The 22,391-nt window shown below is 50.3% G+C and carries 17 protein-coding genes and 1 pseudogene; 11 read left to right on the forward strand and 7 right to left on the reverse strand.

Annotated elements, in window-relative coordinates; genetic code table 11:
• Positions 1–292 precede the first annotated feature (292 nt).
• Entirely contained in the window at positions 293–1,189 is an 897-nt protein-coding gene (locus AB3G37_RS20980) for a glutamate/aspartate ABC transporter substrate-binding protein (protein ID WP_369788989.1), read from the forward strand.
• A 561-nt stretch (positions 1,190–1,750) separates the two neighbouring features.
• On the opposite strand, the gene lpdA is transcribed toward AB3G37_RS20980, so the two are convergent.
• The 4 genes from lpdA to pdhR form a co-directional block, all read right to left on the reverse strand.
• The gene (gene lpdA, locus AB3G37_RS20985; RefSeq protein ID WP_009634665.1) at positions 1,751–3,175 is read right to left on the reverse strand and encodes a dihydrolipoyl dehydrogenase; all 1,425 of its coding nucleotides are present in this window, start codon (positions 3,173–3,175) and stop codon (positions 1,751–1,753) included.
• 241 nt (positions 3,176–3,416) lie between these two features.
• Entirely contained in the window at positions 3,417–5,339 is a 1,923-nt protein-coding gene (aceF, locus tag AB3G37_RS20990; protein ID WP_369788990.1) for a pyruvate dehydrogenase complex dihydrolipoyllysine-residue acetyltransferase, read from the reverse strand.
• 13 nt (positions 5,340–5,352) lie between these two features.
• The gene (aceE, locus tag AB3G37_RS20995; RefSeq protein ID WP_369788991.1) at positions 5,353–8,016 is read right to left on the reverse strand and encodes a pyruvate dehydrogenase (acetyl-transferring), homodimeric type; all 2,664 of its coding nucleotides are present in this window, start codon (positions 8,014–8,016) and stop codon (positions 5,353–5,355) included.
• 199 nt (positions 8,017–8,215) lie between these two features.
• Positions 8,216–8,986, reverse strand: a complete 771-nt coding sequence (gene pdhR / locus AB3G37_RS21000; protein ID WP_009634668.1) for a pyruvate dehydrogenase complex transcriptional repressor PdhR — start codon at positions 8,984–8,986, stop codon at positions 8,216–8,218.
• 423 nt (positions 8,987–9,409) lie between these two features.
• On the opposite strand from pdhR, the gene AB3G37_RS21005 reads away from it, so the two are divergent.
• The 3 genes from AB3G37_RS21005 (at position 9,410) to AB3G37_RS21015 (ending at position 13,363) form a co-directional block, all read left to right on the forward strand.
• Positions 9,410–10,783 carry an amino acid permease gene (locus AB3G37_RS21005; protein WP_369788992.1) on the forward strand — a complete coding sequence of 458 codons (1,374 nt, stop codon included), beginning with the start codon at positions 9,410–9,412 and terminating at the stop codon, positions 10,781–10,783.
• A 197-nt stretch (positions 10,784–10,980) separates the two neighbouring features.
• Positions 10,981–12,414: a glycoside-pentoside-hexuronide (GPH):cation symporter gene (locus AB3G37_RS21010; RefSeq protein ID WP_369788993.1), complete on the forward strand. Its 1,434-nt coding sequence runs from the start codon at positions 10,981–10,983 to the stop codon at positions 12,412–12,414.
• Positions 12,407–13,363: a family 43 glycosylhydrolase gene (locus tag AB3G37_RS21015; RefSeq protein WP_369788994.1), complete on the forward strand. Its 957-nt coding sequence runs from the start codon at positions 12,407–12,409 to the stop codon at positions 13,361–13,363. Before AB3G37_RS21010 ends, AB3G37_RS21015 begins: the two co-directional genes overlap by 8 nt.
• A 5-nt stretch (positions 13,364–13,368) precedes the next feature.
• Here AB3G37_RS21015 and ampE read toward each other — a convergent pair whose 3' ends face one another.
• Together ampE and ampD are read right to left on the reverse strand one after the other, a co-directional pair.
• The gene (gene ampE / locus AB3G37_RS21020) at positions 13,369–14,223 is read right to left on the reverse strand and encodes a beta-lactamase regulator AmpE (protein WP_369788995.1); all 855 of its coding nucleotides are present in this window, start codon (positions 14,221–14,223) and stop codon (positions 13,369–13,371) included.
• A 38-nt stretch (positions 14,224–14,261) separates the two neighbouring features.
• A complete protein-coding gene (ampD, locus tag AB3G37_RS21025) occupies positions 14,262–14,801 on the reverse strand; it encodes a 1,6-anhydro-N-acetylmuramyl-L-alanine amidase AmpD (protein ID WP_369788996.1) in 540 nt (179 codons plus the stop codon).
• Positions 14,802–14,917: 116 nt separating this feature from the next.
• On the opposite strand from ampD, the gene nadC reads away from it, so the two are divergent.
• The 4 genes and pseudogenes from nadC to hofC all read left to right on the forward strand — a co-directional run bounded on the left by nadC (position 14,918) and on the right by hofC (position 19,234).
• Entirely contained in the window at positions 14,918–15,811 is an 894-nt protein-coding gene (gene nadC / locus AB3G37_RS21030; RefSeq protein ID WP_369788997.1) for a carboxylating nicotinate-nucleotide diphosphorylase, read from the forward strand.
• A 252-nt stretch (positions 15,812–16,063) separates the two neighbouring features.
• Positions 16,064–16,588, forward strand: a complete 525-nt coding sequence (gene ppdD, locus AB3G37_RS21035; RefSeq protein ID WP_369788998.1) for a prepilin peptidase-dependent pilin — start codon at positions 16,064–16,066, stop codon at positions 16,586–16,588.
• Positions 16,588–18,042, forward strand: a complete 1,455-nt coding sequence (gspE, locus tag AB3G37_RS21040; protein WP_009634676.1) for a type II secretion system protein GspE — start codon at positions 16,588–16,590, stop codon at positions 18,040–18,042. Before ppdD ends, gspE begins: the two co-directional genes overlap by 1 nt.
• Positions 18,029–19,234, forward strand: a pseudogene (hofC, locus tag AB3G37_RS21045) (protein transport protein HofC). Before gspE ends, hofC begins: the two are co-directional and overlap by 14 nt.
• A gap of 170 nt (positions 19,235–19,404) precedes the next feature.
• Here the strand turns inward: hofC and AB3G37_RS21050 are convergent.
• Positions 19,405–20,445 (reverse strand): GMP reductase, encoded by a 1,041-nt coding sequence (locus AB3G37_RS21050; protein WP_369788999.1) that lies wholly within the window; start codon positions 20,443–20,445, stop codon positions 19,405–19,407.
• Between the two features lie 288 nt (positions 20,446–20,733).
• Here AB3G37_RS21050 and coaE point away from each other — a divergent pair, with 288 nt between their 5' ends.
• The 3 genes from coaE to yacG are packed head-to-tail and all read left to right on the forward strand — an operon-like array spanning position 20,734 to position 22,318.
• The gene (gene coaE, locus AB3G37_RS21055) at positions 20,734–21,363 is read left to right on the forward strand and encodes a dephospho-CoA kinase (protein ID WP_009634679.1); all 630 of its coding nucleotides are present in this window, start codon (positions 20,734–20,736) and stop codon (positions 21,361–21,363) included.
• The gene (gene zapD / locus AB3G37_RS21060; RefSeq protein ID WP_009634680.1) at positions 21,356–22,108 is read left to right on the forward strand and encodes a cell division protein ZapD; all 753 of its coding nucleotides are present in this window, start codon (positions 21,356–21,358) and stop codon (positions 22,106–22,108) included. Before coaE ends, zapD begins: the two co-directional genes overlap by 8 nt.
• A 9-nt stretch (positions 22,109–22,117) precedes the next feature.
• Positions 22,118–22,318 carry a DNA gyrase inhibitor YacG gene (gene yacG / locus AB3G37_RS21065; protein ID WP_009634681.1) on the forward strand — a complete coding sequence of 67 codons (201 nt, stop codon included), beginning with the start codon at positions 22,118–22,120 and terminating at the stop codon, positions 22,316–22,318.
• The last annotated feature ends 73 nt before the right edge of the window (positions 22,319–22,391 follow it).

Here is a 22,391-nt window from a genome sequence, read left to right on the forward strand (position 1 = left end):
GCCCTGAAAATGGGGTTAAATGTGGTCGATAGCCGGATCACGGCGGGGTTGTCTTGTGTGAGGCGTAAGCGAAACATCCTGAACGCTTAGCGACGACAGTCCCCGGTTGCGCTGTGGCAGCATAGCAGGGTTTGACTCGCTTGTTAATTCGTTCACAAAAAAGCAACATAAAATATTTGCTGAATCGTTGGGCACAGTGTGATCGACTGCTGTATTTGTTTTGGCCTGAGCCTTGCATGATGAGACGCTGAAAGTCATGCCGTTTTTATCTCTTAATCAGCAAGGAAAGAAGATGTCACGCAAGAACATACAAAAAGTTATTCTCTGCTCCGCCCTACTCTGTGGATACGCTCAGGCAGAAACCTTGACCGGGACTTTGAAGAAGATTGACGATCAAAATCTGGTGACCGTGGGTTATCGCGAATCCAACGTGCCTTTCTCTTACAAGGGTGACGATAACAAGATCCTCGGCTATTCGCAGGAATATTCCAATGCAATTGTCGATGCAATCAAAAAACGCCTGAATAAAGATAATATTACGGTGAAGTTTATCTCTATTACCTCGCCTAACCGCATCCCGTTGCTGCAAAACAATGTCTATGATTTTGAGTGTGGTTCAACGACTAATAACCCTGAGCGTCAGCAGCAGGTCACTTTCTCAGACAGCATTTTCATCGTCGGCACCAAACTGCTGGTTAAGAAAGGTTCAGGAATCAAAGATTTCTCTGACTTAAACGGCAAGGCTGTTTCAACGACCGGCGGCACCACCTCGGAAATCCTGTTGAACAAAATGAATAGCGATAAAAAGATGCAGATGCGCATCATCAGTGCGCAAGAAGGAGGCGCTTCGGCATTCCATACTCTGGAAACCGGCCGCGCTTCTGCTTATATGATGGATGATGCTCTGCTGGCCGGTGACCGTGCCAAAGCGCGTAAACCATCAGACTGGGAAATCATTGGCACGCCGCAATCGCGTGAGGCTTATGGGTGTATGCTGCGTAAAAACGATCCGCAGTTTGAGAAATTGGTCGATGACACCATTACCAGCGCGCAAACCTCCGGCGAAGCAGCAAAATGGTACACCCGCTGGTTCCTGCAACCCGTGCCGCCTAAAAACCTGAACATGGATTTTGCGATGTCAGATGACATGAAAGACCTGTTCGCGCATCCAAACAACAAAGCGCTATAACCACAAAATTCAGGTACAAAAAAACCGTCACAAGGACGGTTTTTTTGCTTCCAGACAACTGTTAGCGCAGCTGAATGAAATACTTAATATCAGTAAGCTACTAATACAAGTGCCACAGAGCAAATGAAGTATGCCTCACATAGCTCAAAAAAACAACTCAGAAATGCTGTGTAAAAAACCAGTGTCACGGTACTATCCAAGCTGGACTGCTTCGCCGGTTTAGCGACCGGTCATCGGGCCAGGAGGCAGCTCATCAACACTACGATTCAAGTGCCACAGAGCACTTGTTTCACCGATATTTTTCCGATGAAGTTGACGTGGTCGTGGTTCTGCAAAGGATCGCGCAATGAAAAGGATTTCTGTTTATATCCTTATTGTTGTACTGGGGAGTACATTGAGTTTGATAAATGGCGGATGGTCAATATCCCATATTTATCTGAACATTAATGTTATCAACCAGAACAAGTAAGTTACTGGCCGCTTCTCGGAGCGGCCTTTTATATCAGGCATATAAATAAAAACGGCCCCTTCTCAGGAGCCGTTTGAACCTTTAAGCAGAAGTTACTTTTTCTTGGCTTTTGGGTTTGGCAGGTCAGTGATGCTACCTTCGTATAGCTCGGCAGCCAGACCGACAGATTCGTGCAGCGTTGGGTGTGCGTGGATGGTCAGTGCCAGATCTTCGGCATCACAACCCATCTCGATAGCCAGGCCAATTTCACCCAGCAGCTCGCCGCCGTTAGTCCCAACAATAGCACCACCGATGATACGGTTGGATTCTTTGTCGAAAATAAGCTTGGTGATACCGTCTGCGCAATCGGAAGCAATCGCACGACCGGAAGCGGCCCAAGGGAAGGTGGCGGTTTCGTAGCTGATGCCTTTCTCTTTGGCTTCTTTCTCGGTCAGACCCACCCAGGCAACTTCTGGCTCAGTGTAGGCGATTGAAGGAATAACCTTTGGATCGAAGTAGTGTTTTTTGCCTGAGATAACTTCAGCAGCCACGTGACCTTCATGCACACCTTTATGCGCCAGCATTGGCTGACCCACGATATCGCCGATAGCGTAGATGTGAGGAATGTTGGTGCGCATTTGTTTGTCGACGTGGATGAAACCACGATCGTCAACTTCAACGCCAGCTGCGCCAGCTTCCAGCGACTTACCATTAGGAACACGGCCGATTGCTACCAGCACGGCGTCGTAACGCTGCGGTTCTGCCGGAGCTTTCTTGCCTTCCATCGTTACGTAAATACCGTCTTCTTTCGCTTCGACGTTAGTTACTTTGGTTTCCAGCATCAGGTTAAACTGCTTGCTGATTTTTTTGGTAAAGACTTTAACCACGTCTTTATCGGCAGCCGGGATCACTTGGTCAAACATTTCGACCACGTCGATTTTTGAACCCAGCGCGTGATACACGGTTGCCATTTCCAGACCGATAATACCGCCGCCCATGACCAGAAGACGCTCAGGAATGGTTTTCAGCTCCAGCGCATCGGTTGAATCCCAAACGCGTGAGTCATCATGAGGGATAAATGGCAGAGTGATTGGACGTGAGCCCGCAGCGATGATCGCGTTATCGAAAGTGATGGTCGTTGGACCGTTCTCACCTTCAACAACCAGGGTGTTTGCACCGGTAAATTTGCCCAGGCCGTTTACAACTTTAACTTTGCGGCCTTTTGCCATTCCAGCCAGACCACCGGTCAATTGGCCGATGACTTTCTCTTTCCACAGGCGGACTTTATCGATGTCAGTTTGTGGCTGACCGAAAACAATGCCGTGTGCTTCCAAAGATTTAGCTTCGGAAATCACTTTTGCAACGTGCAGCAGAGCTTTGGAGGGGATACAACCAACGTTAAGGCAAACACCACCGAGAGTGGAGTAACGCTCAACCAGAATAGTTTCAAGACCTAAATCAGCGCAACGGAAAGCGGCAGAATAGCCTGCAGGACCAGCCCCAAGTACCACGACCTGAGTTTTAATTTCTGTACTCATCATGACCTCTTAATTGTTTGTCCGGCGGGTCAGACGTCTTTTGAAGCGCACTCATAAACTATGAATGCAGTACGCAACGCCCTTCATCCACCGGGACGCATACACCGCGAGAAGTTTACAGAATTGTTAAAATTCTGCAAACAAAGTTCGGGTGACCTGAGTCTCAACAACCTTGTTATCCATTCGGAACAACAAGATCCGTATCAAAAACAAGGCCGGCAACTGGCCGGCCTTATAACAATTACATTACCAGACGACGAATATCTGACATTATTGTGCCAATGTACGCCGCGAATCGTGCTCCGGCAGCACCGTCAATAACACGGTGATCGAAGGACAGAGACAGTGGCAACATCAGACGTGGTTCGAACTCTTTGCCATTCCATACCGGCTTGATAGACGATTTGGAAACGCCCAGAATCGCCACGTCCGGCGCATTGACGATAGGCGTAAACGCTGTGCCGCCGATACCACCGAGGCTGGAAATAGTGAAACAGCCGCCCTGCATATCTGAAGCAGTCAGTTTGCCATCACGGGCTTTCTTGGAGATTACTGACAGCTCGCGGGACAACTCAACAATGCCTTTCTTGTTGACGTCACGGAACACAGGAACCACCAGACCGTTTGGCGTATCAACCGCCACACCGATGTTAATATATTTTTTCAGCGTCAGCGTCTGCGCATCGGCAGAAAGCGAGCTGTTAAAGCGTGGGAATTCTTCCAGCGCTTTGGCTACGGCTTTCATGATGAAGACCAGCGGCGTGATTTTCACGTCGAGTTTCTTCTTCTCGGCTTCAACGTTCTGCTGTTTGCGGAACTCTTCAACTTCGGTGATATCCGCTTCGTCGAACTGCGTAACGTGCGGGATCATGACCCAGTTACGGCTCAGGTTGGCACCAGATATTTTCTGGATACGGCCCAGCTCAACTTCTTCGATTTCACCAAACTTGCTGAAGTCCACTTTCGGCCATGGCAGCATGCCTGGAAGACTACCGCCCGCAGCCGCTGCGGCAGCAGGTGCAGCCTCAGCGCGTTTAACAGCATCTTTCACGTAAGCCTGAACGTCTTCGCGCAAGATGCGGCCTTTACGACCGGTGCCTTTCACTTTCGACAGGTTAACGCCAAATTCGCGTGCCAGACGACGGATAACCGGGGTCGCGTGAACATAGGCATCGTTCTCGGAGAACTCACCTTTGCTCTCGGTGGCCGCAGCAGCTGGAGCCGGAGCCGCCGCTTTCTGTTCCTGTTTGGCAGGAGCAGCCGCTTCTTCTTTCCTGGCCGGAGCCGCAGCAGGCGCCGCGCCTTCAACTTCAAACACGAAGATCAGCGAGCCGGTGCTGACTTTATCGCCCGCAGCGATTTTGATTTCTTTAACGGTTCCGGCAAACGGAGCAGGCACTTCCATCGAGGCTTTATCGCCCTCAACGGTTATCAGCGACTGTTCAGCGGCAACTTTATCGCCTACTTTAACCATGATTTCGGTGACTTCAACTTCGTCGCCGCCGATATCAGGCACGTTAACTTCCTTGCTGCCAGAGGCCGCAGGAGCCGCTGCAGGTTTCTCTTCCGCTACGGTTTCTTCTTTGGCTGTCGGAGCAGCAGAGCCTGAACCCGCGACGTCGAACACGAAAATCAACGAGCCGGTGCTGACTTTATCGCCAACAGCAACTTTGATTTCTTTCACTGTACCTGCGAACGGAGCCGGAACTTCCATTGAGGCTTTATCGCCTTCAACGTTGATCAGTGACTGCTCGGCTTCAACCTTGTCGCCAACTTTAACCAGGATCTCGGTGACTTCTACTTCGTCGCCGCCAATGTCTGGCACGTTAACTTCTTTGCTTTCGCTTGAAGCCGCGGCGGCAGGTTTTTCTTCTTTTACTTCTTCTTTGGCAGCTGGTTTTTCTTCTGCTTTAGCCGGTGCCGCAGCGCCGTCCGCAGAATCAAACACGAAGATCAGCTTGCCGGTCTCGACGGTATCGCCGACCGCAACTTTAATTTCTTTAACCACGCCAGCCTGTGGAGAAGGAACTTCCATTGACGCCTTGTCACCTTCAACAACAATCAGTGACTGCTCGGCCTCAACTTTATCGCCCACCTTCACCAGCACTTCGGTGACTTCTACTGCATCGGCACCAATGTCCGGTACATTAATTTCAATAGCCATCTGTCTTTACCTCTTACGCCAGACGCGGGTTAACTTTGTCAGCATCGATGCCAAACTTGGTGATGGCTTCAGCCACAACCTTCACATCGATCTCGCCACGCTTGGCCAATTCACCCAGTGCTGCAACGACCACGTAAGATGCATCGATCTCGAAGTGGTGACGCAGGTTTTCGCGGCTGTCAGAACGACCAAAGCCGTCGGTGCCAAGAACGCGGAAATCGCTGGCAGGAACGAAGTTACGGATCTGCTCGGCGAACAGCTTCATGTAGTCAGTCGATGCAACAACCGGCGCATCATTCATAACCTGAGCCACGTAAGGAACGCGTGGTTCTTCAGCCGGATGCAGCATGTTCCAACGTTCGCAATCCTGGCCGTCACGTGCCAGCTCGGTGAACGAGGTCACGCTGTAAACATCAGAGCCAACGCCGTAGTCTTTGGCCAGAATCTGAGCAGCATCACGCACGTGACGCAGAATGGAGCCCGAGCTCATCAACTGCACTTTACCTTTGCTACCTTCGATGGTTTCTAATTTATAGATACCTTTACGAATGCCCTCTTCCGCGCCTTCTGGCATGGCTGGCATGTGGTAGTTTTCGTTCAGCGTAGTAATGTAGTAATAAATGTTTTCTTGAGCTTCGCCATACATACGAACCAGGCCATCATGCATGATGACCGCCACTTCGTAGGCATACGCCGGATCGTAAGAAATACAGTTAGGAATAGTCAGCGACTGAATGTGGCTGTGACCATCTTCATGCTGCAGACCTTCACCGTTCAGAGTTGTACGACCTGAAGTCCCACCGACCAGGAAACCGCGCGCCTGTTGGTCGCCCGCTGCCCAGCACAAGTCACCGATACGCTGGAAACCGAACATAGAATAGTAGATATAGAACGGGATCATAGGCAGGTCGTTGGTGCTGTACGACGTCGCCGCTGCCAGCCAGGAAGAGGCGGCACCCAGTTCGTTGATACCTTCCTGCAGAATCTGACCTTTCTCGTCTTCTTTATAGTAAGCAACCTGCTCACGGTCCTGCGGGGTATATTGCTGACCATTCGGGCTGTAAATACCAATCTGACGGAACAGACCTTCCATACCGAAAGTACGCGCTTCATCGGCGATGATCGGTACCAGACGATCTTTGATAGATTCGTTTTTCAACATCACGTTCAGAGCACGGACGAAAGCGATAGTGGTCGAAATTTCTTTCTTCTGCTCTTCAAGCAGCTGAGAGAAGTCTTCCAGTTTCGGCATTTCCAGCTTCTGGGTGAAGTTTGGCAGACGAGTTGGCAGATAGCCTTTCAGCGCCTGGCGACGTTCGTGCAGGTATTTGTACTCTGCAGAGTCTTTTTCCAGAGTGATGTAAGGTAGTTTCTCAATGTTTTCATCGCTAACCGGCACGCTGAAACGATCACGGATATAGCGCACGCCATCCATGTTCATTTTCTTGACCTGGTGGGCAATGTTCTTGCCTTCAGCAGTTTCACCCATGCCGTAACCTTTGATGGTGTGAGCAAGAATTACTGTTGGCTGGCCTTTGGTATTCTGCGCTTTGTTCAGTGCAGCAAAGACTTTCTTAGGATCGTGCCCCCCGCGGTTCAGAGCCCAGATCTGCTCATCGGTCATGTCTTTGACCAATTCCGCAGTTTCTGGATACTTGCCGAAGAAGTGCTCGCGAACATATTTACCGTCGCGCGATTTGAAGGTCTGGTAGTCACCGTCAACCGTTTCGTTCATCAGCTGGATAAGCTTGCCGCTGGTGTCTTTACGCAGCAATTCATCCCAGCGGTTGCCCCAAATCACCTTGATTACGTTCCAGCCGGCGCCTGCAAAGATGCCTTCCAGTTCGTTGATGATTTTACCATTACCGGTAACCGGGCCATCAAGGCGCTGCAGGTTACAGTTGATGATGAAGCACAGGTTGTCCAGCTTCTCACGGGTCGCGATGGTGATCGCACCTTTAGATTCTGGCTCATCCATCTCACCGTCGCCCAGGAACGCGTAAACGCGCTGGCTGGTAGTGTCTTTCAGACCGCGGTGATCAAGATATTTCAGGAACTTGGCCTGATAAATAGCGCCGATTGGACCCAGACCCATTGATACAGTCGGGAACTGCCAGAATTCAGGCATCAGTTTAGGGTGTGGATATGAAGAAAGACCTTTACCGTGAACTTCCTGACGGAAATTGTTCATCTGGTCTTCAGTCAGGCGGCCTTCAAGGAAAGCACGCGCGTACACGCCCGGAGAAATGTGGCCCTGGAAGTAAACCAGATCGCCGCCGTCCTGCTCGTTGCGTGCACGGAAAAAGTGGTTGAAGCACACTTCGTAAATAGCGGCAGAAGACTGGAATGATGACATGTGGCCACCCAAATCCAGGTCTTTTTTAGAGGCACGCAGAACGGTCATGATCGCGTTCCAGCGGATTGCCGTACGAATGTTGCGTTCCAGCTCCAGGTTACCCGGATATTCAGGTTCGTCTTCAACAGCGATGGTATTGATATAGTTACGGCTTGCAGCACCAGCTGCAATGCTCACGCCGCCTTTACGTGCTTCGCTCAGGACCTGATCGATCAGGAACTGTGCGCGCTCAACACCTTCTTCACGGATGACCGATTCGATCGCTTGTAGCCAGTCGCGAGTTTCGATCGGATCCACGTCATTATTTACACGTTCTGACATGGTGCTTTTCCTTATCTGTCTCTAATACGTAGGTTTATCTGGAGCCTGTCTTCCTGCATTCTTGACGTAAAAATGCACGAAGACAGGCCCATCAGTTTAGTTTCTGCTCTCCTGAAAGAGCATCAAGCTTCCAAAATTATTCTCAAAAAACCCTAAAAAACGGGCCATGGGTATGCAGACAGCCAGGATTACCCAGAGTTTAATTTTCTTCATTGCGTTGCTGGAGTCGGCGTAGTGAACGATCACGACGGCTGTGCTCCCTGCTCATATCCAGCAAAACTTCCTCAATAAACGCCAAGTGGCGGTGTGAAGCTTCGCGCGCCTTTTCCGGCTCGCGTGCCACAATCGCCGCAAAAATCCCGGCGCGGTGGTTGCTCACCAGCGGCAGCATTTCGCGACGCGAGTAAAGCAATTCAAAATTTTGGCGGACGTTTTTTTCCAGCATTGGTCCCATACAGCGGACCAGATGCAGCAGCACCATATTATGCGTGGCTTCTGTTACAGCCACTTGGTACTGCATAACCGCGTCGGCTTCGGCGTCGAGATCGCCGCTGTCCTGCGCTGTCTGAATCACAACGTGACAGTCACGAATGCGCTGCAGGTCCTCTTCCGTTCCACGAAGTGCGGCATAATATGCAGCAATACCTTCAAGCGCGTGTCGGGTTTCAAGGAGGTCAAACTGTGATTCAGGATGGTCAGAAAGTAATTCTGTAAGAGGATCACTAAAGCTTTGCCAGAGGTTGCTTTGTACGAAAGTACCACCGCCCTGGCGACGAAGCAGAAGCCCTTTGGCTTCAAGCCGCTGGATAGCTTCCCTCAGAGAAGGCCTTGAAACATCAAACTGTTTTGCCAGTTCACGTTCAGGCAAAAGTTTTTCACCAGGCCGTAGCGTCCCTTCCAGGATCAGAGATTCGAGCTGTTTCTCAATTGCGTCAGATAACTTCGGCTGTCTAATTTTACTGTAGGCCATGGGAACGTTTATCTGCCTTTTAGGTCTCGTGAAGAGCTCGGAGTAAATTGGTAATACCAATTTAAAAAACGTGGCCGTAAAGTAACAAAGTATTCACTCGGTGTCCATATCGGGCCTTCCTTAAAACCGCTTATCCCGCACATTTTAACAAAAATTTAGCATTTCATTTTTTAATGTGCTCTGGATCACATTTCGACCTTTTTAGTCAGTTTTTTGATCAACATGCGCGTTTCTTATGCGCTTATTCAATAAACCAGGTGCAAACTTTTTCGCTTAACACTATTCTTGGCCGAACGGTAGTTAATGCTGATTTTAAGTCACATTACAGCCGTAAATAATTAGATACAAAGCATGTAATCTTCGGCTTACAGCATACGTTTTAAGCTGATTTTTAGATTTTCCCTTACGACAGAGGATCGGGAAATGGAAGACAGGCAACACGGTGATGAACTGAAGCGCGGGCTGAAAAATCGCCACATTCAGTTGATTGCTTTAGGTGGCGCAATTGGCACCGGGCTTTTTCTGGGGATAGCCCAAACGATTAAAATGGCTGGGCCTTCTGTACTTCTTGGCTATGCCATTGGCGGTTTGATCGCATTTCTAATCATGCGTCAGTTAGGTGAAATGGTAGTAGAAGAACCTGTTGCAGGTTCCTTTAGTCATTTTGCCTACAAATACTGGGGTAATTTTGCTGGTTTCGCCTCAGGCTGGAACTACTGGGTATTATACGTATTAGTCGCAATGGCAGAGCTGACCGCGGTTGGCATCTACGTACAATACTGGTGGCCCGAGATCCCGACCTGGGTCTCTGCTCTGGTGTTCTTTGTGCTGATTAACGCCATTAACCTGACCAACGTTAAAGTTTACGGCGAGATGGAGTTCTGGCTTTCGCTGGTAAAAGTGGTCGCGATTGTCGGCATGATCGTCTTCGGTGCCTGGCTGCTGGCCAGCGGTCACGGCGGTCCTGAAGCTACAGTGACCAATCTCTGGGCGCAGGGAGGATTCTTTCCTAATGGCGTTAAAGGGTTAGTGATGGCGATGGCGGTGATCATGTTCTCGTTCGGCGGACTCGAGCTGGTCGGCATTACTGCTGCCGAAGCCGATGACCCGGAAAAAAGCATTCCCAAAGCCACCAATCAGGTTATCTATCGTATTCTGATTTTTTATATTGGCTCGCTGGCTATCCTGCTTTCGCTCTATCCCTGGGGCAAAGTCATCGAAGGCGGTAGCCCGTTTGTACTGATCTTTAACGCCTTGGACAGCAAGCTGGTCGCAACCCTGCTTAACGTTGTGGTACTGGTTGCGGCACTGTCGGTTTACAACAGCTGTGTTTACAGCAACAGCCGCATGCTGTTTGGCCTCGCCAAGCAAGGCAACGGTCCAAAGTCGCTGCTGAAAGTTGACCGTCGTGGCGTGCCTTATGTGGCCATCGGTGTCTCGGCGCTGGCTACCGCATTATGCGTTGTGATTAACTACGTGATGCCAGGCGAAGCGTTTGAAATCCTGATGTCGCTGGTAGTTTCTGCTCTGGTGATCAACTGGGCGATGATAAGCCTGGCGCACCTCAAGTTTCGTCAGGCCAAGGCGCGTGCTGGCGTAAATACCAAGTTTAAAGCGCTGCTTTATCCACTGGGTAATTACATTTGCCTGCTGTTCCTGGCAGGTATTCTGGTGATTATGTACCTCACGCCAGGTATTCGCATTTCGGTGATTCTAATCCCGGTGTGGCTGATTTTGCTCGGTATCAGCTACAAGCTGAAAGGCAAAAACTCTGCAGTGGTTAATCTCGGTAAATAACCCGCTTATCAATGACAAACCCGGCGCTTCTGCCGGGTTTTTTTATGCTTGTGCAAAGCCATCCGAACTGTTGCCAAGCTCACAATTTCATTTTCGTGACCAATTCGTCCATCTCTATGACCTTTATCTCCTGACTCGAAACCATAAGCGAGGTTAATACTTCATACACAAGTTATTTGCCCCTTTGGAGAGAATCAATGAGACAAGGCGCGCTGTCATTTAAAGAGAAAGTGGCCTATGGCATGGGAGATGCGGGCTGCAACATGATTTGGGGCACCATCACCCTGTTTCTGAGCTACTTTTATACCGACGTTTTCGGGCTGGCTCCTGCCTTGGTTGGCGTGATGTTATTATCGGTGAGAGTCGTCGATGCAGTCAGCGATCCGATTATGGGCGCGATTGCAGACCGGACCACCACTCGCTGGGGGCGATTCCGTCCTTATTTACTGTGGGTTTCGCTGCCATTCGCCCTGTTTAGCGTTTTAATGTTTTCAACGCCAGACTGGAGTTACTCCAGCAAGGTGATCTATGCGTTTGTGACCTATTTCCTGATGTCGCTGACCTACACCGCTATCAACATTCCTTACTGTTCGCTGGGCGGTGTGATAACCGCCGATCCAAAAGAGCGAGTTTCCTGTCAGTCTTATCGTTTCTTTATGGTCGGCATTGCCACGCTGATTCTGTCCTCTTCCCTGCTGCCAATGGCGCAGTGGTTCGGTGGCGCGGACAAGGCTCGCGGTTATCAGATGTCGATTGGGGTGATGGCGCTGATTGCGCTGGTCATGTTTTTGTTTTGCTTTAGCTCGGTCAGAGAGCGAATTCACCCTGCAGCCCCCACTAAACGCGCACTGAAAAGTGACCTCAAAGATGTATGGAAGAACGACCAGTGGGTGCGCATTCTGCTGCTGACTTTCTGCAACGTCTGCCCCGGCTTTATTCGCATGGCCGCCACTATGTATTACGTCACCTGGGTGATGGCGAAATCGACGTCGTTCGCCAGCCTGTTTATCAGCCTTGGCGTCGTCGGCATGATGGTCGGCAGTGCGCTGGCCAAGCCTCTCACCGATCGCTTCTGCAAGCTAAAAGTCTTCTTCTGGACCAATATCATCCTCACGCTTTTTTCATGTGGCTTCTACTTCCTGAATCCACATCTGACGACATTGATTCTGGTGGCATATTTTGTGCTGAATATCCTGCATCAGATACCCTCCCCACTGCACTGGTCGTTGATGGCAGACGTTGACGATTACGGCGAGTGGAAAACCGGTAAACGAAGCACCGGCATCAGTTTTTCCGGCAATTTATTCTTTCTGAAGTGCGGACTGGCAGTAGCTGGCGCTATGGTTGGATTTTTACTCTCGCTTTATGGCTATCAAGGGGGTGCCACATCACAGACTGCATCAGCGCTTAACGGTATCGTGCTGTTGTTCACCGTGATTCCGGGGGTTGGTTATCTGATTACCGCCGGCGTGGTCAGGCTATTGAAAGTTGACCGTGAATTAATGAAAACTATTCAGGCCGATTTGGAGAAACGCCGCCACAATTTTCATGATCTAAACACCTATCCTGAAGCTAAACAGGGGGCAGCCGATTTATCGGCCTTTGCAAGCAAGGAACCCAAGCATGAGTAAAAGTGTTTATTCGAATCCGTTTATCACCCAGCGCGCCGATCCGCACATCTGGCGTCATACCGACGGCCATTACTATTTTATCGCCTCGGTACCAGAGTATGACCGGCTCGAAATTCGCCGTTCAGCCACTCTTGAAGGTCTGGCCGAAGCCCGACCGCGCATAGTCTGGCGCAAGCACAGTGGCGGCCCAATGAGCGCACTGATTTGGGCGCCAGAGCTGCATTATATCAATGGCAACTGGTACATTTATTTTGCCGCAGCGCCTTCAGACAAAATCGTCAAAGGATTGTTTCAACATCGAATGTTCGTGCTTGAATGCTCCGATGCCGATCCGCTGAGTGGAAAATGGCAGGAGAAAGGCCGAGTTGCCACGCCGATTGATAGCTTCTCGCTGGATGCGACCCATTTCAGTCATGCGGGCAAAAGCTACTATCTTTGGGCGCAAAAAGATCCAGCTATTGAGGGTAATTCAAACTTGTATCTGGCTGAGATGAGCAACCCGTGGACGCTAAAATCCGCGCCGGTAATGCTTAGCAAGCCGGAACTACCGTGGGAAACCATTGGTTTTAAAGTGAATGAAGGGCCTGCGGTGATTGAGGGCTACGACAAAATTTTCATCACTTATTCCGCCAGTGCCACTGACGAAAATTACTGCATTGGCCTGCTATGGGCCGATCTCGAAAGCGATATCACCGATCCGGGCCAATGGCATAAATCGCCGACGCCGGTATTCAAGACTGAGGCAGATAATCGTCAGTTTGGACCGGGACACAACAGTTTTACCCAGAATGAAAAAGGCGAGGACGTGCTGGTTTATCACGCAAGAAATTACACCGAGATTCAAGGTGATCCGCTTTACGATCCCAACCGCCATACGCGATTAAAGACCATAGACTGGGACGATGACGGCATGCCAGTGTTCGGTATTCCTCCGGCAGATAATCATTAGTTTGATTAAACCAGTGTGCCGTAAATCGTCAGCAATGCCACCACGATAAGAATGATAATGGTGACTTTTCGCGCCATAGCAACCGCTGAGCGCGGGGTTTGTACCGCATCAAGGTGCGGATCGCGCGCCAGTGAAAACTGAGCTAATCGAGTAAGCACTTCATACTGTCGAGTATGTACATCGCCCAGTGAAGCAAACCAGGCCGGTAAGGCCTTTTCTCCGTGACCAATCAAAGCATAAGCAACGCCCGCAAGACGAACCGGGATCCAGTCAAGCACATGCAGCAGATTATCGACGCCAGATTGGCTGCGCTTCAACGGCGTAGAGTTGCGGGCAAGCCATGACTGGTAACCGCGCAGTGCGGCATAGCCTGCCAACGCAACCGGACCGTAAGGCCCGCAGACTACAAACCAGAATAGCGGCGCGAGATAATAGCGAAAGTTAATCCAGATTAGGGCGTTTTGCAGTTCGCGTAAACGCAGGCCCTCGGCACAATCCCCAGGTAAACCGTGAATAAGCGCCAGCTCTTCTGCCATCTCGGAACAGGCGTTGGAATCGCCCTGACGAGCAGATTTCAGATAGGCGCGATAGTGCTTGCGCTTAAGACCCGCACCGATGCACAGCAGGCAAATCAACACCCATAACACCAGCGATGGAACACCAAAGAAAAAGCCATGTACCAGCCGCAGAATACCCCACACCACCGCCATCCAAATGACAATAATCGCCAGAGTTTTAGTCAGCGAAGCCGCGCGACCGCGGCGATAAATCACCTCGAAACGATGATCGAGCTGCCAATGCTCGCCTAGTTTAAATAAGCGTTCCCAGGCTAAAACCAGCAACAAAGTAATTAACGTCATGGACGATGGCTCTCTTTTGGTGTGTTACTCAGCGTGTGCTATTTCATTGCTTCAAGATAGCGCTGCCAGTCAAAGTGCGGGCCTGGGTCAGTTTTCCTGCCCGGCGCAATATCACTATGTCCTGTAATGTGCTGCAAATCGATAGGATAGTGTCTTAGTATCAAATCAGTAACTTGAAGTAAACTCTGATATTGAGCGTCAGTAAATGGCTCAAAGTCGGTTCCTTCAAGTTCGATGCCGATAGAGAAGTCATTACAACGCTCCCTGCCCTGCCAGTTAGAGACTCCTGCATGCCAGGCACGTTTGTCAAAAGGCACGTATTGCACCACTTCACCGTCGCGGCGGATTAAACAATGGGCCGCAACGCGTAGCTGGTAAATTTGCTCGAAAAAGGGGTCTTCACTGGGATCGAGCGCACCGGTAAACAGCTGATCGATGTAAGGCCCGCCAAACTTGCCAGGCGGTAGGCTTATATTATGGATAATCAACAGTGAAGGAATTTCATCTTCTGGGCGAAGATCGCAATGCGGAGAAATAACCTGCCGCGCTTCGGTGATCCAGCCTTGGCTTAACTCCATTGTCGCTCCTTTTCAAGTATGACGGGTAAGCGGCCAACGCATCTGCAGCTTCAAGTATGAAGGCTAAAAGGGTAGCATGTTTTAATTCACCATCCTTTGCCATTTCGGAGTTTTGTATGCCAACTCGCAGCTACAGCATGGAAAGTCGCCGCGCCGCGTTGCTCGACCGTATTCACAATGATATCCCCCTGATTGTCAAGCAAGCGCTCGAAGAAGATCTCGGCGGTGAAGTCGATGCCAATCGCGATTTGACAGCGCAGCTACTGTCTGCCGATACTCTGGCGCAGGCCACGGTTATCACCCGTGAAGCCGGAGTTTTCTGCGGCAAAGGCTGGGTTGATGAAGTCTTTGCCCAGCTTGGTCGCGGCGATGTACAGATTACCTGGTTAGTAAAGGATGGTGATGCACTGGTAGAAAACCAGCCTTTGTTTAATCTCGCCGGTCCGGCTCGTTTACTGCTCACCGGTGAAAGAACAGCGCTGAACTTTGTGCAAACCCTTTCAGGCGTTGCCAGCTCGGTGAATCGCTATGTAAAACTGCTTGAAGGTACTAAAACTCGCCTGCTTGATACTCGTAAAACCCTACCGGGACTGCGCACGGCACTAAAATACGCGGTACTGTGCGGCGGTGGTAGTAACCATCGTCTGGGGCTGGCCGATGCCTTCCTGATTAAAGAAAACCATATTATTGCCTGTGGTTCCATTAAGGACGCGGTGTCCCGCGCTCAGCAAATTCACGCCAACGTGCCGGTTGAAGTCGAAGTTGAAAGCATCAACGAGCTTAAAGCTGCGCTGGAGGCTGGCGCGGATATCATTATGCTCGACAACTTCACCTTAGAGACGATGCGTGAAAGTGTTGCCCTGACCGCAGGGCGTGCGCTGCTTGAGATTTCAGGCAATGTAACCGATATTACCCTGCGTCAGTTTGCCGAAACCGGCGTCGATTTCATCTCGGTGGGCGCATTGACCAAGCACGTACGAGCTATGGACCTGTCGATGCGTTTCCGCTAAACCTCAAGCAAATTCTCCTGCCGTTTAAACTAATCCCTGAATGAGATTTAGAGAATCCCCTCTTCGGTTTTTTTTGAAACCGCGAGGGGAATTTGCGAGCTTCATTCCTGATTTATTTCTCCGTTTCATCATTACATTTTCTTTTTCCGCGACGTCTCGCAAGACGCTTTTTCTCCGCTAGCCGCTGCACACCGAAGTCGCTAAGTTGAGCCCTCATTCAGCCTCAATGATTTCCAGGAAAAGGAAAACCTTATGCAACTCAAAATGATATCCCCCATCTTATTGCCGGCTCACTCGGCTGTTACTCGCTCACGAACCGCCTCAAAACATCAAAACTATCAGCAGGGTTTTTCGCTGATCGAGCTGATGGTAGTGATTGGGATTATTGGCATTCTCAGCGGTATCGGCATTCCCGCTTATCAGTCTTACACCCAAAAAGCGGCACTTACCGACATGCTGCAAACTATGGTGCCTTATAAAACGGCCAGCGAACTATGCAGCATAGATTTAGGCGAACTGGTTGCCTGTAAAAATGGTGTCTCCAACATCCCCGAAAGTAAGCAGTCTCGCTATGTCAGCGAGGTGAAGGTTGAAGCCGGTGTTATTACGCTCATCGGAAAGCAGGCTTTGAGCGGGCTCAGCGTAGTCATGACTCCAGTGATTAACTCCGCTGATGGCAGTATTGACTGGAGCCGCCAATGTCTGAATACGGGAAATGATGGGTTGGTAAAATCATGCGAACAGATTTTCCATTTCAATGACACTGGAACACGCTAATGGATGCCCGGCTTGACTCGATAAAGGAGCAACTGGAGCAGCAATGCCAACATTATGGTGCGGTATTAATTGGTATGGAGCAGGACGATTTGCGCGTCGCCTGCCACCAGCAAAGTACCGACACTGCCGCCCTCCTGAGTGCACTACGCTTTATCTGCGCCTTAAAGGTCAGGCTGGAATATTGGCCGCAAACTCAAATCGAACGCGCGCTGAACCGGGCTGAATATGATTCAGGCGATCAACAGCACTCAGCCCGGCATAACGAGGACCATAATCTTGATGAGGAAAGTAAAGTACCAGTGGTGCAGTTTCTTAACCAGACGTTGAAACAGGCAATTCAGCGGCGAGCCTCGGATGTTCACTTTGAACCGTTTGAAAATCAGCTACGTGTGCGGTTACGTATCGATGGCGTTTTACAAGAGGTTCCCGCTCCCGATTATTCTCTCATCGCCAGCGTGCTTGCTCGACTTAAAATTATGGGGCAGTTGAACGTCGCCGAGCACCGTTTACCGCAGGATGGGCAAATAGCAGTGGCCTGTGACAAGCAGCGGTATTCTATGCGCATCGCGTCATTACCCGTATTGTGTGGGGAAAAAATCGTGCTGCGGATTCTGGATCGCACCCAGCAGGAATTGTCGATGGAGCAGCTCGGGCTCTCAGCCATAGAGCAACAACAGTATCTCTCCGCGTTGAGTAAACCTCAGGGCCTGGTTTTAGTGACCGGCCCGACCGGCAGCGGAAAAACTGTCACGCTATATACCGGTTTACGCCATCTCAACAAGGTCAGCCGAAATATTTGCAGCGTTGAGGATCCGGTAGAAATACCGGTACATGGTATCAACCAGACGCAGATTAATAGCAAGACGTCGTTGAGTTTTGCCAGCGTGCTGCGCTCGCTACTGCGCCAAGATCCCGACGTCATCATGATCGGCGAGATACGCGATGCCGAGACAGCAGAAATTGCGGTCAAAGCTTCTCAGACCGGGCATCTGGTGCTGTCGACTTTGCACACTAACTCGACTTCCGAAACCCTGGTCAGGCTGGCGCAGATGGGTATCGAAGGCTATCAGATTGCTTCGGCTTTACGTTTGGTGATTGCCCAGCGACTGGTCCGTAAGTTATGCCCGCACTGTAAATCTCCTCATCAAACAATGTTAAAATCGGAATCTGGTGGTCAGGCTAACGCCATGGAAATCTGGCAGGCGGTAGGCTGTGAGCACTGTTTCTCGGGTTATTACGGCAGAGTGGGGATTTATGAAATGCTTGAAAACAGCCCATCGCTGCAACAGGCATTGGTCAATGGCGCAGATTCACAGGCGCTGAGAGAAATTGCCTCCTCACAAAGCCAACAAACACTCTATGCCTCAGGGATGACGCTGGTTAAGAAAGGCATTACCTCGCTGAGTGAACTGTACCGAGTAATCGGCGAGGAAAATTCGAGTGAGTCAGAGTGATCTTTATCTTTATATCTGGCAGGCAGTAGATGACTCAGGAAAGCTGCTCTGCGGAGAGAGTCTGTTACCACGTTCACAGGAGGTGTTCGGTCAGTTGCTTCAAAAAGGACTCCAACCGATTGTCCTTAAAAAATCACTTAAGATGGGCAAAGGATACTGGAAAAACAAGGAGCGTATTGCCTTTGTCCGTCAGTTAGCCACGCTGCTACAAACTGGCCTGCCTCTGACGCTGAGTCTTGAGCTGCTCGCCAGCGACCATCCACTGGCAGGATGGCGCTGTGTGCTTGCTGACCTGGTAAAGAAGGTCAATGAAGGGCAGCCGCTGTCGAGTGTAATGAAGGAATATCCGCAGGTTTTTCCCCCTATTTATGCGCAAATTATCTCAATAGGGGAATTGACTGGCCAGTTGGATAGCTGCTGTGCACAGCTGGCAACCTAGCAGGAACAGGTAATGCAGCTGCAAAAGAGAGTAAAAAAGGCGCTGCGTTATCCGCTAATTGTCATGGTGGTCGCCTTGGCGATTACCTTGTTGATGCTGACACTGGTCTTACCGGAGTTTGCCAAAATTTATGATTCCTTTGATGCTCAGCTACCGTGGTTTACACAGATGCTGATTTCCACTTCCGGGGCCATTGTGCGCTTTGGGCCTGCCGTCTCGCTATTTTTTGCCTTAGGTATTGGATTGTATATACGGTATCTGCACCCGCAAGAAAAATGGCGCTGGCGAGAGCAAGCCTGGTTGCTACGACTGCCACTGGTGAGAAAACTGATAGCCGATGGTTGCTTGTGTCAACTGTTTCAAACTCTGGTTCTAACCCAACACGCTGGGATGACCCTCAGCGCCGGGCTTGAGGCGGCTGAAATAACAATCAGTAATCTTCATTATCGGCGCGCAGTCGGGCAACTGACACAGCGTTTATCTCAGGGAATAGCCTTGAACAAGGCACTGCATGAGTCCGTGCTGTTCCCGGCGCTTTGTCGCCAACTGGTGCGGATTGGCGAAGAGTCTGGAGCATTGGATACTTTGCTCGAGAAACTGGCTCATTGGCACGCTGAGCAGGCCAATGAATTGGCCGATAACATGGCGCAAAAGATCGAGCCGCTGATGATGCTGTTTATGGGGGTAATAGTTGGCGGGCTGGTAATCGCAATGTATTTACCAATCTTCAATCTCGGGGCGGCAATGACTTGAAACGCTCGGCTTATTTATCAAGGCTTGTTAGTGGAGGCAAATTAGCAGAGGTTTATAAAACTCAGGTGTTTTAGCTTATTCTCCCCAGCCAATTGTGTTCTCAACAGGCCGGGGAGTGCTCAATAAATAGCGTGCAGCAATCAGAGAACTATGCCCCACAGACGTTTGGATTATTGTCCAAACAGCCGATTTTCCTGCTCGGCAACGCGGATAAAGGTTGTGCGTTTTGTCAGCTCTTTCAGCCGCTCTGCGCCAACGTAGGTGCACGCTGAACGTAGGCCGCCTAAAATATCACGAACGGTATTTTCGACAGGTCCACGCAGCGGCAGCTTGACCGTTTTACCTTCGGCAGCGCGATACTGCGCAACACCGCCTACGTGACGTTGCATGGCAGATTCTGAGCTCATGCCGTAAAACAGCATAAATTTATCGCCATTTTCTTCAACGATGGTGCCTTCGCATTCATCATGTGCGGCCAGCATACCGCCGAGCATGACAAAATCAGCACCGCCGCCAAAGGCTTTGGCTACGTCTCCGGGCACTGCACAGCCGCCGTCGCTGACAATTTGGCCGCCAAGGCCGTGGGCCGCATCGGCACATTCAATCACCGCTGAAAGCTGCGGATAACCCACGCCAGTTTTAATTCGCGTAGTGCAGACCGAGCCTGGTCCGATCCCGACTTTGACAATATCCGCACCCGATAAGATAAGCTCTTCGACCATCTCACCGGTGACCACATTGCCTGCGCAGATGACTTTATCCGGGCAAGCCTCACGCACGCGCTGCAGGAATTCAACAAAGTGTTCGGAATAGCCATTGGCAACGTCGAGACAAATAAATTTCAGCAGCGGAGATAGTGCCAGAATATCCTGCAATTTGGTGAAATCTGCCTGCGATGTCCCGGTCGAGACCATCACATGATGCAGCACGGTCTCACTGCTTAGAGCGATAAAGGCCTGCCACTGTTCTACGCTGTAATGTTTGTGCACTGCGGTGAGTAAGCCAAAAGAGGCGAGCGCTTCGGCCATGCTGAAAGTGCCGACGGTATCCATATTGGCGGCAATGATAGGCGTTCCCGACCAGCTCTGGCCAGAATGCTTGAATGTGAAGGTTCGACTGAGTTCGACTTCTGAACGGCTCTTGAGGGTTGAGCGCTTGGGACGAATGAGGACGTCTTTAAAACCTAATTTTAAATCTTCTTCAATACGCATAGGGTTGTCCTGGTTGGGGCTAAAAGCCTGCATCACGAAACAGCAGGCAAGTAACAGTTTGCACCTTCTCCAGTGGTTTTATCATACTCAGGAATAGGCGCACGGCAAGAGGCCGTTTTGCCTCTCACCTCACAGTTTGCAATTTCACTTTAGGCTATATCCTGTGCTCAAGGCTGAATGTGGACACGCCGATGCCCCATCAACCATAAGGTTGGCTTGCACTTACTGACGATACCTTTATCATTTAAGCTATCGCACTTTATGAACACAAAGCATTCGAGCTAAAGCATGAGCTACATAGTTGCACTCACCGGCGGGATAGGCAGTGGAAAAAGCACGATTGCCAACGCCTTTGCGCGTCTGGGCGTTACGCTGGTTGATGCTGATATTATTGCCCGTGAAGTTGTCAAACCCGAAACCCCTGCGTTGAATGCGTTGGCTGAACGATTTGGTAAACAAATTATTCAGCCTGATGGCTCACTCAACCGCCCACGTTTACGCGAAATTATTTTTAGTAATACAGATGATAAACAATGGGTTAACCAACTCCTCCATCCTATAATACAGGCAGAGACACAGCGTCAGATTCAGGGCTCTTTGACGCCCTATGTGCTTTGGGTCGTTCCTCTGCTAGTAGAAAATGGATTACAAGGGCGGGCAAATCGCGTACTTGTGGTTGATGTTAGCGAAGAGGTTCAACTCGCAAGAACAATCAGCCGTGATGGGGTAAACCGTCAGCAGGCGGAAAGCATTATCGCCGCGCAGGCCTCGCGCCAGCAAAGGCTGGCCAGCGCGGATGACATTATTGATAACAACGGTGGTCCCGAGACGATCGAGCCGCGTGTTGCTTCATTACATAGCCGTTATCTGGAATTAGCGGCTTCAGCGACCCGACAGGATATTGACAAGAATGAGTGATGTGGTTTCTACCGTTCTCTTTGAACATCCTTTAAATGAAAAGATGCGCACCTGGTTGCGTATTGAATTTCTTTTACAACAGTTACACGCTAATCCCCAGATTAGTGCCATGGGCCCTGCGCTGACCTTTTTCCGTACCGCGTCTGATTTGCTTGACGTTTTGGAACGCGGGGAAGTGCGCACTGAACTGCTTAAAGAGCTTGAGCGCCAACAGCAAAAACTGCTGTTATGGGCCGATGTCCCAGGCGTTGAGATGTCTCGTATTCATGAATTGCGTGCCGAGCTGAAAGAGACGGCAACGGTGTTGATGAGCGCACCGAGGATTGGTCAGGCGTTGAAAGAAGACCGTCTTATCAGTCTGGTGAAACAGCGCCTGAGTATCCCTGGCGGCTGTTGCAGTTTTGATTTACCGACGCTGCACATCTGGCTGCATTTGCCGCAAGAACACCGTGATGGCAATGTGCAAACCTGGCTGGAAACGCTGGCTCCGCTGAATCGTTCGCTGACCAGTATTCTTGGCCTGATTCGACAGTCTGGGCCTTTCCGTAACCAGATTAGCCTCAATGGTTTCTTTCAGGATAATGCTGAGGATGCAGATTTACTGCGTCTGCAGATTTCTCTTGAGCATCAGCTTTATCCGCAGGTGTCAGGCCATAAGACTCGATATGCTATCCGCTTTTTGCCTTTGGATAGTGAAAAGGGCCAGGTTCCGGCCAGACTTAATTTTGAACTTGCCTGCTGTTAGGAGTTGGTGATGAATAACGACGTAATTGAAGTCAATTGCCCAACCTGTGGCAAATCGGTTATCTGGGGCGAAAAGAGTCCTTATCGTCCGTTCTGCTGCAAACGCTGCCAGTTGATTGATCTCGGCGAATGGGCCGATGAAGAGAAACGCATCCCAAGCAAAGGCGAGATTAACGACCTCGATGAGTGGAGCGAAGACGACATCAAATAGAAAAGGGCCGCAAGGCCCTTTTTTACGTCAGTGAAACGTTATTATCATGCTCGTAATACCCGCGCATTAACCT

The sequence above is a fragment of the Rouxiella sp. WC2420 genome, from assembly GCF_041200025.1.
Taxonomy (GTDB): Bacteria; Pseudomonadota; Gammaproteobacteria; order Enterobacterales; family Enterobacteriaceae; genus Rouxiella.

Coding starts and splice junctions, on each gene's coding strand:
- AB3G37_RS20980 (WP_369788989.1), top strand. CDS start 293: ATGTCACGCAAGAACATACAAAAAGTTATTCTCTGCTCCGCCCTACTC.
- AB3G37_RS21050 (WP_369788999.1), bottom strand. CDS start 20,445: ATGCGTATTGAAGAAGATTTAAAATTAGGTTTTAAAGACGTCCTCATT.
- aceE (WP_369788991.1), bottom strand. CDS start 8,016: ATGTCAGAACGTGTAAATAATGACGTGGATCCGATCGAAACTCGCGAC.
- AB3G37_RS21005 (WP_369788992.1), top strand. CDS start 9,410: ATGGAAGACAGGCAACACGGTGATGAACTGAAGCGCGGGCTGAAAAAT.
- zapD (WP_009634680.1), top strand. CDS start 21,356: ATGAGTGATGTGGTTTCTACCGTTCTCTTTGAACATCCTTTAAATGAA.
- ampD (WP_369788996.1), bottom strand. CDS start 14,801: ATGGAGTTAAGCCAAGGCTGGATCACCGAAGCGCGGCAGGTTATTTCT.
- AB3G37_RS21015 (WP_369788994.1), top strand. CDS start 12,407: ATGAGTAAAAGTGTTTATTCGAATCCGTTTATCACCCAGCGCGCCGAT.
- ampE (WP_369788995.1), bottom strand. CDS start 14,223: ATGACGTTAATTACTTTGTTGCTGGTTTTAGCCTGGGAACGCTTATTT.
- coaE (WP_009634679.1), top strand. CDS start 20,734: ATGAGCTACATAGTTGCACTCACCGGCGGGATAGGCAGTGGAAAAAGC.
- yacG (WP_009634681.1), top strand. CDS start 22,118: ATGAATAACGACGTAATTGAAGTCAATTGCCCAACCTGTGGCAAATCG.
- ppdD (WP_369788998.1), top strand. CDS start 16,064: ATGCAACTCAAAATGATATCCCCCATCTTATTGCCGGCTCACTCGGCT.
- pdhR (WP_009634668.1), bottom strand. CDS start 8,986: ATGGCCTACAGTAAAATTAGACAGCCGAAGTTATCTGACGCAATTGAG.
- AB3G37_RS21010 (WP_369788993.1), top strand. CDS start 10,981: ATGAGACAAGGCGCGCTGTCATTTAAAGAGAAAGTGGCCTATGGCATG.
- gspE (WP_009634676.1), top strand. CDS start 16,588: ATGGATGCCCGGCTTGACTCGATAAAGGAGCAACTGGAGCAGCAATGC.
- lpdA (WP_009634665.1), bottom strand. CDS start 3,175: ATGAGTACAGAAATTAAAACTCAGGTCGTGGTACTTGGGGCTGGTCCT.
- nadC (WP_369788997.1), top strand. CDS start 14,918: ATGCCAACTCGCAGCTACAGCATGGAAAGTCGCCGCGCCGCGTTGCTC.
- aceF (WP_369788990.1), bottom strand. CDS start 5,339: ATGGCTATTGAAATTAATGTACCGGACATTGGTGCCGATGCAGTAGAA.